We start from the raw sequence: 12,017 nt of genomic DNA on the forward strand, positions 1-12,017 counted from the left end.
GGTTATCCCCCACTGATTATTAGTTGAACCAATCGGGCATTTACGGGCAGTTGATCTCCCACCTAGCTTCTTTGCTCCAGCCTAATTTTGAGGTGGGAATCTTACTGCCCGTTAATGCGGGGTAAAGTGAAACTTTAATCAGTGGGGGCCATTCCCCGCAAATAGCGGGATAAAAACACCCAGTGTGAACTATTGGTTCATACTGGGTGTTTTTTGTAGAAATCTTATAAATTCTTTACTTGTTAGAGGTTTACTGAAATAGTAACCTTGCATGTATTTACAGTTATTTTTTTTCAAAAATTTAAGCTGTTTTTCTGTTTCAATTCCTTCAGCAACGACGGAGAGATTTAAAGTATTTGCAAGAGAAAGGATAGTGGAAACGATGGCTCTTTCTTCAGGTCGATGATCGGCTAATTGTGTAAATTCTTTTGGTACTTTTAATGTATCGATAGGGAAAATTGATAAATAAGCAAGAGAAGAATAACCGGTACCGAAGTCATCAATGGACGTTTGGATACCATATTCTTTTAATTGCTTTAGTCTAGATAATGTTTCTTTTTCATCAATCATCGCAATTCGTTCTGTTAGTTCAAATGTTACATCTTTCGGGTCAATCTCAACGTCCTTTAGTATTCTTGAAATATTTTCGATTAATTGATTTTGTTGAAATTCTCTCGCTGATAAATTGACACTCATTTTTAAGTTTGTGTATCCAAAACTTTGCCATATTTTTAGTTGACGACAAGATTCTCTTAACACCCAATGTCCAAGAGGAACGACTTGTGGTGTCTCTTCTACAATTGGAATGAACTCGCATGGTGAAATGTCACCTAATAGTGGATGCTTCCAACGTATTAATGCTTCAGCACCGATAATTTTATTTGTTGTCGTATCAATTTGTGGTTGATAGACGAGATAAAATTCGTTGTTTACTAAAGCGAGTGGCAAATCTTTTTCGATTCGAGCTTTTCGTTCCATTTTCTTATATAGTTCTTTCGTGTAAAGAGAGCTACGATTTTTCCCTTTATTTTTTGCTTCGTACATGGCCATATCGGCATGTTGCAAAATAGACAGTGGGTCTTCACCTGCTTCAGGGTATATGGCAATCCCGATACTCGGTGAGATGTGTAAATGTTGATTTTCGATTTCGAATGGTTCGTTCATAGCTACTACAATCATATCAGCTATCATTTTTACATCTGTTCTTTTTTTATAATTTTCGATAAGGATTGTGAACTCATCCCCAGCTAGTCGAGCAAGTTTCATATTCTGTGTCGATATTCGTTCGAGCCTTTTTGCTACTGCAATTAATAGGAGATCCCCTACTCGGTGACCGAGGGTATCATTAATAACTTTAAAGCGATCTAGGTCAATAAACATAACAGCAAAAGGTCTTTTCGATACTTTTGCTCGTGAAATCGCTTTTTCTAAATGTTGATGAAATGAACGGCGATTTGCAAGCTCCGTTAAAGTATCATGATATGCTAGGAAGTTAATTTGTTCTTGTTGTTGTTTACTTTCCGTAATATCTTTAATCATTAAATAGACCCCAGAAATATGCTCCTTTAAAAAGATGGGAACAGCCGTAACATGCAAATAGTAAATATCTCTATTTTTATGATATGCCCGTATTTCTAAAGAAATAGAGTTCCCTTTTTTTACGTGATGAAAGGCAGTAATGATTTCTTCCAAATCTTCTTCATACATAAGTGAATAGTATGGTTGGTTTAATAATTCATTCGTTTGATAACCGAGTAAAGTAGTTCCGGCGTTGTTCACATTTAGAAAATTACCATACAAATCTAATGTGAAAATTGGATCTGGATGATGCTCGTATAAAGATTTAAACATTTGTTGGTTATGATATAACTCATTTTTTTGTTCTACTAAATCTTCTGTACGTAGTTCAATTTGTTTCTCGAGTTCCAAGTTGAATTGCATTTGTGCTAGCAATAATATTTTATTTTGTCTTCGGACTAACATATGGCGTATGAGAACGAAGGCGAAAGTTACCATCAGTCCAATTACTACGATAGGTGCAAAAACATTTTCGACCAATATAAAAACAATAAGCATCACTACAGAAATATACGGTAATGATAATCGGATTGATTCACCCAATCGAGGTGTTAGTAATACTTGTTCTTGTTTTTCAGGTTCTTTTGTGTGAAGTATACAAGCGATTGCTACCAATACTAAAGTTACTTGATAGAATGGAGCAACTGTGAACATAGAGTACTCAGGCTGGAAGTATTTTATATAAGAATAAATAGCATCCGTAGTAGCATACAAAATTAAAGCACTGCCAAGAAGAGCACCAACTTGTTTTGGTAGTAAGAATAATGGTCTAAATAAAAGATTGATTCCTATTAAAAGAAAGAGTAAATCAGTCATTGGATACGTGAGTTGAACAAACATGTCGATATATGATGTTGTGAAAATATGAATGGTTCTTTCGATAAGCAAATAGTAGCTTAAAGTAAATTGAGCTGTAACAATAATACAAATATCACATATCGTAGAAAGCTGTTCCAATAAGTTTCGGCCATAAATAATTTCATATAGAAAGGCAAATGCAAAGCTAATTAAAAATAATAAGTAAAAAAAGTTGGATGGATCAACGAATGTATAGTAGTCATGCAGAATTAAGCGTTGATAAGCAACTACTATATCACCGATAAAATAAGAGAAGAATCCGATAGTTAATGGTATCCAAAACAAACGAGATAACCCTTGTTTTACATTTGAAAAATAAAATATATAACTGCAAATTGTAATATCAATTAATATGGTACTGATTCCAGTTAATATTTGAAATGGGAGTGCGTACTCATATAAAAAGGACATTGATACGTAATGAATAGCTATATACAACAATGAAATGCTTATAAGAATACTTATGTGTGCTTGTTTTGTCATTTATATCACCCGCTGTATATACATAAGAACCACCTTTTTGTAGTTTATGTTTTTTTAGGATTTCTTGAAAAATATATAGAATTTCTATATTTATTTTACACATTTATAATGAGTTGTAAAAATAGATTTGTTTAGCAAGCATTAATTGTTGTTTCTGTTCCCAATATATCGACATAGGAATTTGAAGTTTGCTATAATGATTAAAATAGTTGCATTATTTAGAAAAATTTAAAAATAATAAATGATGCAAGTAAGACATATTGTTTACTATGTGAACTTGTTCTTAATTCAGGGGGGAGGGTTTCACAATGGCAAGTGTATATGAAAATAGTTATATGATTGTTTTGATTTTCTTGCTATTAGGTATATTGCTGCCGGTAGTGGCTCTTACATTAGGGAAAATGCTGCGTCCAAATAAACCAAGTGCAGCGAAAGCGACGACGTATGAGAGTGGAATTGAGCCTTTTCATGATGCGAATATTCGATTTCATGCTCGTTATTATATTTTCGCTTTATTGTTCGTCATCTTTGATGTAGAAACTTTATTTTTATATCCATGGGCTGTTGCATATGACAAGCTGGGTTTATTTGCACTGATTGAAATGCTCATTTTTGTTGTGATGTTGTTGGTTGGATTAGCGTATGCTTGGAAAAAGAAGGTGTTACAATGGTTATAAATTTTGAGGAATTACACCCACAGGAGCGAGCGGAATTAGAAAGGAATATCTTTTTTTCTACACTGGAACAGCTCAAGGGATGGGCGCGGAGCAACTCTTTATGGCCGATGACATTTGGACTGGCATGCTGTGCGATTGAAATGATGGGAGTAGGTTCATCACATTACGATTTAGATCGATTTGGCTCATTTTTTCGGACTTCACCAAGACAATCGGATGTCATGATTGTGTCAGGGACGGTAACGAAGAAAATGGCGCCTATTGTTCGACGCTTATATGATCAAATGCCTGAACCAAAGTGGGTAATTGCGATGGGATCTTGTGCAACAGCCGGTGGTCCGTATGTGAATTCGTATGCAGTTGTGAAAGGCGTAGATCAAATTGTACCAGTTGATGTATATATTCCTGGATGCCCACCAAACCCTGCTGCTTTAATTTATGGAATTAATAAATTAAAAGAAAAAATTCGTTACGAGGCGAAGACAGGGAAGCAGGTGACGAATAAATGAGTGATCCAAATAAAGACTTAGAAAGTATGAAGAGAGAAGCAGCTCGTCATGCGAAAGAGGAAGCGCGAAAACGTCTTGCCGCGAAACATGAGACGGAAATGTCTAAACTTGAAGGAGAACATCGAGAAAAAGAGAAAGCGCTACCAAAAGATAAAGAAGTTAATGTAGAAGAAGCAAAACGTCTCGCCGCAGCAGCTGCAAAAGCGAAAGCAGCGGCATTAGCGAAGCAAAAGCGAGAAGGAACAGAAGAAGTAACGGATGAAGCAAAAGCAAAAGCGAAGGCAAAGGCTGTAGCAGCTGCAAAGGCAAAAGCGTCGGCACTAGCGAAGCAAAAGCGAGAAGGAACAGAAGAAATACCGGATGAAGCAAAAGCAAAAGCAAAAGCGAAAGCAGCGGCACTAGCGAAGCAAAAGCGAGAAGGAACAGAAGAAGTAACGGACGAAGAAAAAGCAAAAGTGAAGGCAAAGGCTGTAGCAGCTGCAAAGGCAAAAGCAGCGGCGCTAGCAAAAGCAAAATCTTCGCAAGGTGATGGGAATTCTGGAGATGAAAAAGCAAAGGCTATTGCAGCCGCAAAAGCGAAAGCCGCTGCTGCGGCAAGAGCAAAGGGAGCTGTAAATAAGGTAGAAGATGAACCGCAGCAAGAAGAACCATCAGTTAACCAACCATATTTAAATCAGTATGTGGAGGTTGTTAAGGAGAAGTTAGGGGAATATGCATTAGTAGATTCCTATATTAATAAGCTTTCAAAAGATGTCCCAACTCTTGTGGTGGAGCCTTCAAAATATTATGAAGTGATGGAGTTAATGCGATTGCATGAGGGACTTGCTTTTGATTATATGTCAGAGCTACATGCGACGGATTTTGTGACACATATGGAAGTATATGTCCATTTATTTTCATATGGAAAGAAACAGTCAGTAGCAGTGAAGGTAAAGCTGGATAGGGAAGCGCCGCAAGTAGAATCGGTGACGCCGCTTTGGAAAGGGGCAGATTGGCCGGAGCGTGAAGCGTATGATTTGCTAGGTATTGTATTTAAAGGTCATCCTAATTTATCTCGCATTTTAATGCCGGATGATTGGGTAGGGTATCCACTTAGGAAAGATTATGAACCGTATGATGTGGAGGTGTAGCTTGTGATCCGTACGGAAGAGATGCTCTTAAATGTTGGACCGCAGCACCCGAGTACACATGGTGTGTTTCGGCTTGTAATTAAGATTGACGGGGAAATTATTAAAGAGGCTACACCAGTTATCGGGTATTTGCATCGCGGAACAGAAAAGATTGCTGAGAGCTTGCAGTATACGCAAATTATCCCGTATACAGATCGAATGGACTATTTATCAGCGATGACGAATAATTACGTCATTTGTCACGCTGTAGAGACGATGATGGATCTTGAGATTCCGGAGCGTGCTGAATACTTACGTGTGCTTGCGATGGAGCTGGGAAGGGTTGCAAGTCATCTCGTCTGGTGGGGGACGAACCTGCTTGATATAGGAGCGGTTAGTCCATTTTTATACGCGTTTCGTGAACGGGAAATGATTATAAATTTATTAAATGAATTGTGTGGTGCAAGGCTTACTTTCAACTATATGAGAGTCGGCGGCGTGAAGTGGGATGCGCCAGACGGCTGGATTGAAAAGGTGAAAGAGTTTGTTCCGTATATGAGGGAGCAGTTGGAAGGGTATCACGACCTTGTTAGCGGAAATGAAATTTTTTTAAATCGTGTGAAAGGCGTTGGCGTATATAGCGCGGAAGAGGCAATCTCGTATTCTTTAAGTGGCGCAAATTTGCGGTGCGCGGGAGTAAACTGGGATCTTCGCAAAGATGAACCGTATTCTATTTATGATCGTTTTGACTTTGATATTCCTGTTGGGAGCACGGGAGATGCTTGGGACCGCTACGTTTGCCGGATGAAGGAAATTGAGGAGTCATTAAAAATTATTGAGCAAGCAGCTGAGCAGTTCCCAAAAGATGGAGCCGTGCTGGCAAAAGTGCCGAAAATTATTAAAGCGCCTAAGGGAGAAGCGTTTGTCCGTATAGAGTCACCGCGGGGAGAGATTGGTTGCTATATTGCTAGTGATGGAAAGAAAGAACCGTACCGTTTGAAATTTCGAAGACCGTCTTTTTATAATTTGCAAATCTTACCGAAGTTATTGAAAGGTGAGAACATCGCCAATTTAATTACGATTTTAGGTGGGGTTGATATTGTACTTGGGGAGGTTGATGGCTAATGATTGAGACGCTCTTACAATCACCTTCAAGCTGGACGAATTTCTTCATTTTTTTCGGATTAGCGGTGCTTCTATTATTTGCAGTCCTGGGCTTCGTTACATACGGTATTTTGGCAGAACGGAAAGTGATGGGATTTATGCAAGGGCGGATTGGACCAAACCAAGTTGGGGGCCGGTTCGGTTTACTACAAACGGTAGCTGATGTTTTGAAATTATTATTAAAAGAAGATAGTATTCCGAAAGCTGCAGATAAACCGTTGTTTATATTAGCGCCTGTTATTGCATTCGCACCAGCATTTATGGTGCTTGCGGTTATCCCGTTTACTGATAAATTTCAGTTCGCGGATATTGGTGTAGGATTGCTGTATTACATTGCTGTTTCTGGGATTACGACGATTGGCGTTGTAACTGGGGGATGGGCATCAAATAATAAATACTCCCTTTTAGGGGGGATGCGCGCAGCGGCGCAAATGATTTCTTATGAGATTCCACTTGTGATGAGTGTAATTGGTGTCGTTTTGTTAGCAGGCAGCCTTAATTTAAATGAGATTGTAGCGGCGCAGGAGAAGGTATGGTACATTTTCGCACAGCCGATCGGTTTCGTCGTTTTCTTAATTGCGGCAGTTGCAGAGTTAAATAGGACACCGTTTGATTTACCCGAAGCGGAGTCAGAACTTGTGTCTGGATACCATACAGAATACTCAGGGTTTCGCTGGGCGTTTTTCATGCTTTCAGAGTATGTGTATTTCTTTGGGATGGCATCTTTAACTACAGTACTCTTTTTAGGAGGTTGGAATCCAGTTATGTTCCTTGGATTTATTCCAGGAGCCGTATGGTTTGCTTTGAAATTCAGCAGTGTGGTCTTTCTGTTAATTTGGTTCCGCGTTACGTTCCCGCGTATAAGAGGTGACCAGTTAATGGAGTTTGGCTGGAAAGTATTATTACCAATCGCACTTGCAAATATTTTCTTAACGGCATTGATTAAGGAGCTATTCTTCTAATCTATGAAGGGGGTGCCAGTAAGAGATGAAAGGACTATTTAAAGGGTTAAAATATACGCTTAGTAATTTGAGTAAGAAAAAGGTGACGTATGATTATCCAAATCAACCGTTACCATTACCAGACCGCTTTCGAGGTATTCAAAAGTTTTATCCAGAGAAATGTATTGTTTGTAATCAGTGTTCTAACATTTGTCCGACAGATTGCATTCAATTAACGGGAAAAAAACATCCTGATCCTACGAAAAAAGGAAAAATTATCGACACGTATGATATAAATTTTGAAATTTGTATTCTTTGCGATTTATGTACAGAAGTTTGTCCGACAGAGGCAATTGTAATGACGAATAACTTCGAACTCGCAGAGTATTCACGTGATGATTTATTTAAAAATTTGCAGTGGCTCGACGAAAACGACGAGAACGTCAGGAAGGAGAATAAGGCATGAATGGCGAGTTTGTAGCATTCTTTATCCTATCCTTGTCTGCGATTATCGGCGGAGTGCTTATGCTGAACTTAACGAAAGTAATGCATATGATGCTGGCTCTTGTACTTACATTTCTTAGCATTGCAGGCTTGTACTTTCTTTTATCGGCCGAATTTATCGGAGTTGCACAAATTTTACTTTACTCTGGTGCAATCACTATTATTATGATTTTTGGCATTATGTTAACGAAACATAACGCGGAAAATGAATCGCGCCTTACTCTTCGAAAATGGATTATCTTCTTTGCGGTTGTAGCATTTGGAGCAGTTATGTATTTCGCTGTTAATAGTATCGATTTTTCAGATCAAAGCACACAAGGAAGTTTACCTCTCCATGAAAATAACACACTTCAAATCGGTACACTTCTCTATTCAAAATATATTATTCCATTCGAATTAACCTCAGTTATTTTACTTGTAGCACTTGTAGGAGCGATTATCCTTGCGAAGAAGGATGAGGGAGAGGAGGATTCCCATGAGTAGCGTTCCGGCTTCTGCGTATTTAACACTTGCGATTATTTTGTTTTGCATCGGCTTATTTGGAGCTTTAACAAAGCGAAATACAGTAATTGTATTAGTTTGTATCGAATTAATGCTTAACGCGGCCAATTTAAATTTAGTAGCGTTTAGTAAATTAGGCTTGTTTCCGAATTTAACAGGACAAATTTTTTCGCTGTTTACGATGTCTGTAGCGGCAGCGGAGGCAGCGGTAGGTCTTGCAATTTTGATTGCTTTGTACCGTAATCGCCCGACAGTTCATGTAGATGAGATGGATACGCTCAAAGGATAGCAGATAGCATTGTGACCGAAAAGGGGGAAGGAAACAATGATCGATTATGCATGGCTCATACCGCTTTTCCCGCTTGTTTCGTTTTTGTTACTTATTGTGTTCGGGAAGAAAATTAGAGAGGGAAGTAGTGTACTAGGTATTTTCTTTACCTTTCTCTCTTTTATATCCGCGGTAGTGGTACTAATAGAACGGTTTTCATCCGAGGCAGTGAAGCATAAGTGGGTATGGCTTAGGGTAGGAGATATAGATATATCATTTGGTTTTGAAGTTACCGCATTAGGAGCTTTAATGTTGTTTATCGTTACGCTTGTGAGTTTTCTTGTACATGTGTACTCAAAAGGTTATATGAAAGGCGACGCCAGATTACCAACCTTTTATGCATATTTAGGGCTCTTTACATTTGCGATGCTTGGGCTTGTTATATCGACGAATTTATTACAGCTTTATATATTTTGGGAGTTAGTCGGCCTTGGTTCGTTTTTACTTATCGGTTTTTATTTCTTTAAAGAAGAAGCGAAGGCTGCTGCGAAAAAGGCTTTTATTATGACACGCATTGGGGATGTTGGGCTATTTATTGGGATGATTTTAATTTTTTGGCACGCAGGTAGTTTTGAATATGACGCGATTTTTAAAGCGATTCATACGGGCGACCTCTCTCCTTCTATGATTACAATAACGGCGATATTAATTTTTATCGGTGCAATGGGGAAATCGGGTCAGTTTCCGCTTCATACATGGTTGCCAGATGCAATGGAAGGACCGACGCCTGTTTCGGCGCTTATTCACGCGGCAACGATGGTTGCAGCCGGCGTATATTTAGTAGCGACGATGTTCCCACTATTTTCAGCAAGTGTGGTAGCGATGCAAACTGTTGCAATCGTTGGGGCTTTCACCGCAATCTTTGCGGCCTCTATTGGTCTTGTACAAACGGATATTAAGAGGGTTCTTGCTTATTCTACAGTTAGTCAGCTCGGGTATATGATGCTTGCGCTAGGCTCTGCTGGTTATGTAGCTGGTGTCTTTCACTTAACGACACACGCCTTCTTTAAAGCATTACTGTTCTTGGCGGCAGGAAGTGTAATTCATGCAGTCCATACGCAAAACATTAATAAAATGGGCGGTTTACAGAAAAAGATGAAAGTAACCGGTGCACTATTTTTAATAGGTACACTTGCAATTAGTGGTGTTCCTCTTCTTTCCGGATTTTTTAGTAAAGATGAAATTTTAGCGGCGGCTTGGATGAATGGCAATTACTTTCTATTCGTTTTAGCAGTAATTGCTTCATTTCTAACAGCATTTTATATGTTCCGTCTATACTTTCTTGTCTTTACGGGAGAAACGAAGACGGAGGAAGAAGTGCATGAATCACCTCGCACAATGACGTATCCGATGATTGTCCTTGGTGTTCTTGCGGTAGTGGCAGGCTATATAAATACACCGTGGTTCGGAACGTTTCTTGGGGATTGGCTTACGAAAGATGTAGGATTCAAAGTGCAGGAAGTACATGGACCTGTTTGGATTATGATTGTTGCGACGCTCGTTTCATTTGCGGGAATTGCCCTCGCATATTTCATATATGGTAAGAAATCTATCTCTAGAGATTGGGCAGGCGGAGAAGAGACGCCTCTTTATAACCTTTTGAAAGAAAAATATTATGTGGATGAACTTTACAATGTTACGGTGCTTCCTATTACGAAAGGAATCGCTCATGTGCTTCGCTTATTTGAAGTATACGTTGTAGAAGGAATTGCAGTTTTAATTGCGGGATTGGTTAAAGGTATGAGTGGCCTAGGATCCCGGTTTCAAAACGGGAATGTACAAGTGTACGGAACTGTAACGGCCGTTTCGCTCGCAGTGCTCATAATTATTTTGTTATATACGGGAGGGGATTTACGATGAATGGATTGCTATTAACGTTCTTCATTTTCTCCCCGCTTTTAGGGATTCTCTTGCTTGTGTTAACGCCGAAAAAAGAATCGCGTACAGTGCGAGCGCTTGGTTTATTTGGGACGGCGCTTCCATTTGGTATCGCTATCGTCCTCGCTTGTACATATGTTTCAGGAAAGAGTTTATCGATATTTGATGAGAAAGTGAAATGGATTAAATTTGGGGATTTTGCAGCGGTAGATAAAAGATGGTTTTCCATTTATTACGAGATTGGTATTGATGGTTTATCGCTTGTAATGATGGCGCTGACAGCCCTACTAGCGGTGCTTGCAGCAATTGCGGCATTTTCCATTAAAAGAAATTTAAAAGCATTCTACATGCTATTACTCATGCTAGAAATAGGGATGCTAGGTGTCTTCGCTGCTCAAAATTTAATGCTGTTCTTCATCTTCTTTGAAATTACGTTGCCACCAATGTTTTTATTAATTGGCAAGTGGGGGAAATTGTCGAGTGAAAAGGCTGCATACAGTTATTTAATATATAACGGTATCGGATCAGCTATTTTACTTATCGTTTTCTCGGTTTTATTTGCGAAAACAGGTACAACAAATATTACGGAGCTTAAAGAAATATTAACAAGTGTAGGTGCTGGGGGAGGAACGGCTGTCTCAAGTAGCTTACAGGTCGGCTTGTTTCTTGCCATAATGATTGCCTTTGCGATTAAGCTTCCTGTTTTCCCTTTGCATCGCTGGATGGTCAATGTACACATAGAAGCGCATCCTGCTGTAGTTATGCTTCATGCGGGAGTTTTACTGAAAATTGGAGCGTACGGTATTATTCGCTTCGGGAAAGGATTATTTCCAGAACATTTTCGTGATTTTGCAACGCTAATTGCGATTTTAGGAGTCATTAATTTATTGTACGGGGCCTTTCTAGCACTCATCCAAACGGACTTTAGAAAGGTGCTTGCTTACTCTAGTATTTCGCATATGGGCATTGTATTAATGGGGCTTGCGGCGTTAAATGCACCAGGTATACAAGGGGCACTGTTCCAGGTTGTGTCTCACGGTTTAATTGCGGCATTGCTCTTCTTCTTACTTGGCATGATTGAAGAGCGTTTTGGGACTTCAGATATTACAGCGCTTGGTGGACTTGCAAAAAGTGTTCCTGTGCTTAGCGGCTTCTTCCTAGCGGGAGGTATGGCATCGCTTGGGATGCCAGGGATGTCTGGATTTATTAGCGAATTCCTTGCCTTTCTCGGTTTATTCCAAGGGCGACCTGTTATCGCTGCCGTAGGTGTACTTGGAATTATTTTAACCGCTGTATACGTATTAAGAGCGACACTTCAAGTGACATTTGGTAACAAAGAATGGGAAGCGAAATCTGATATACACGGATGGGAGTACGTTCCTGTTATATTACTTATCGTTTGTATTATCGCAATTGGAGTAATGCCAGAACTACTAGGGGATCCGCTTCAAAATACGTTGAAAACATTGGGGGTGAAGTAGGATGGA

The 12,017-nt window shown here is 39.3% G+C and carries 11 protein-coding genes; 10 read left to right on the forward strand and 1 reads right to left on the reverse strand.

Annotated features, from left to right (window positions below):
* Positions 1-189: 189 nt before the first annotated feature.
* Positions 190-2,919 carry a putative bifunctional diguanylate cyclase/phosphodiesterase gene (locus Q3V31_RS19860; RefSeq protein WP_090813720.1) on the reverse strand — a complete coding sequence of 910 codons (2,730 nt, stop codon included), beginning with the start codon at positions 2,917-2,919 and terminating at the stop codon, positions 190-192.
* 308 nt (positions 2,920-3,227) lie between these two features.
* Between Q3V31_RS19860 and nuoA the strand changes: the two genes are divergently transcribed.
* From nuoA to Q3V31_RS19910, 10 genes are read left to right on the forward strand one after another with little or no spacing between them, the layout of a single operon-like run.
* Positions 3,228-3,596 carry an NADH-quinone oxidoreductase subunit NuoA gene (nuoA, locus tag Q3V31_RS19865; protein WP_000179270.1) on the forward strand — a complete coding sequence of 123 codons (369 nt, stop codon included), beginning with the start codon at positions 3,228-3,230 and terminating at the stop codon, positions 3,594-3,596.
* Positions 3,587-4,105 carry an NADH-quinone oxidoreductase subunit NuoB gene (gene nuoB / locus Q3V31_RS19870; RefSeq protein ID WP_000236333.1) on the forward strand — a complete coding sequence of 173 codons (519 nt, stop codon included), beginning with the start codon at positions 3,587-3,589 and terminating at the stop codon, positions 4,103-4,105. The genes nuoA and nuoB overlap by 10 nt, the downstream gene beginning before the upstream one ends.
* Positions 4,102-5,235, forward strand: coding sequence for an NADH-quinone oxidoreductase subunit C (locus tag Q3V31_RS19875; protein ID WP_329766589.1), 1,134 nt, complete (start codon positions 4,102-4,104; stop codon positions 5,233-5,235). The genes nuoB and Q3V31_RS19875 overlap by 4 nt, the downstream gene beginning before the upstream one ends.
* A gap of 3 nt (positions 5,236-5,238) precedes the next feature.
* On the forward strand, positions 5,239-6,339 hold the full coding sequence (gene nuoD, locus Q3V31_RS19880; RefSeq protein ID WP_090813721.1) for an NADH-quinone oxidoreductase subunit NuoD: 1,101 nt from the start codon (positions 5,239-5,241) through the stop codon (positions 6,337-6,339).
* Complete coding sequence (nuoH, locus tag Q3V31_RS19885; RefSeq protein WP_016130961.1) at positions 6,339-7,340, forward strand: NADH-quinone oxidoreductase subunit NuoH; 1,002 nt, start codon at positions 6,339-6,341, stop codon at positions 7,338-7,340. The genes nuoD and nuoH overlap by 1 nt, the downstream gene beginning before the upstream one ends.
* 25 nt (positions 7,341-7,365) lie before the next feature.
* A complete protein-coding gene (nuoI, locus tag Q3V31_RS19890; RefSeq protein WP_000677191.1) occupies positions 7,366-7,785 on the forward strand; it encodes an NADH-quinone oxidoreductase subunit NuoI in 420 nt (139 codons plus the stop codon).
* A complete protein-coding gene (locus tag Q3V31_RS19895) occupies positions 7,782-8,306 on the forward strand; it encodes an NADH-quinone oxidoreductase subunit J (RefSeq protein ID WP_090813722.1) in 525 nt (174 codons plus the stop codon). The genes nuoI and Q3V31_RS19895 overlap by 4 nt, the downstream gene beginning before the upstream one ends.
* The gene (nuoK, locus tag Q3V31_RS19900; protein WP_000100081.1) at positions 8,299-8,613 is read left to right on the forward strand and encodes an NADH-quinone oxidoreductase subunit NuoK; all 315 of its coding nucleotides are present in this window, start codon (positions 8,299-8,301) and stop codon (positions 8,611-8,613) included. Before Q3V31_RS19895 ends, nuoK begins: the two co-directional genes overlap by 8 nt.
* A gap of 36 nt (positions 8,614-8,649) precedes the next feature.
* On the forward strand, positions 8,650-10,512 hold the full coding sequence (gene nuoL / locus Q3V31_RS19905; RefSeq protein WP_090813723.1) for an NADH-quinone oxidoreductase subunit L: 1,863 nt from the start codon (positions 8,650-8,652) through the stop codon (positions 10,510-10,512).
* Positions 10,509-12,011, forward strand: a complete 1,503-nt coding sequence (locus tag Q3V31_RS19910) for an NADH-quinone oxidoreductase subunit M (RefSeq protein ID WP_090813724.1) — start codon at positions 10,509-10,511, stop codon at positions 12,009-12,011. The genes nuoL and Q3V31_RS19910 overlap by 4 nt, the downstream gene beginning before the upstream one ends.
* Positions 12,012-12,017 lie beyond the last annotated feature (6 nt).

Origin of the sequence: Bacillus nitratireducens (assembly GCF_036320425.1) — a bacterium.
Lineage (GTDB): Bacteria > Bacillota > Bacilli > Bacillales > Bacillaceae_G > Bacillus_A > Bacillus_A nitratireducens.

Coding starts and splice junctions, on each gene's coding strand:
- Q3V31_RS19860 (WP_090813720.1), bottom strand. CDS start 2,919: ATGACAAAACAAGCACACATAAGTATTCTTATAAGCATTTCATTGTTG.
- nuoA (WP_000179270.1), top strand. CDS start 3,228: ATGGCAAGTGTATATGAAAATAGTTATATGATTGTTTTGATTTTCTTG.
- nuoB (WP_000236333.1), top strand. CDS start 3,587: ATGGTTATAAATTTTGAGGAATTACACCCACAGGAGCGAGCGGAATTA.
- Q3V31_RS19875 (WP_329766589.1), top strand. CDS start 4,102: ATGAGTGATCCAAATAAAGACTTAGAAAGTATGAAGAGAGAAGCAGCT.
- nuoH (WP_016130961.1), top strand. CDS start 6,339: ATGATTGAGACGCTCTTACAATCACCTTCAAGCTGGACGAATTTCTTC.
- nuoI (WP_000677191.1), top strand. CDS start 7,366: ATGAAAGGACTATTTAAAGGGTTAAAATATACGCTTAGTAATTTGAGT.
- Q3V31_RS19895 (WP_090813722.1), top strand. CDS start 7,782: ATGAATGGCGAGTTTGTAGCATTCTTTATCCTATCCTTGTCTGCGATT.
- nuoK (WP_000100081.1), top strand. CDS start 8,299: ATGAGTAGCGTTCCGGCTTCTGCGTATTTAACACTTGCGATTATTTTG.
- nuoL (WP_090813723.1), top strand. CDS start 8,650: ATGATCGATTATGCATGGCTCATACCGCTTTTCCCGCTTGTTTCGTTT.
- Q3V31_RS19910 (WP_090813724.1), top strand. CDS start 10,509: ATGAATGGATTGCTATTAACGTTCTTCATTTTCTCCCCGCTTTTAGGG.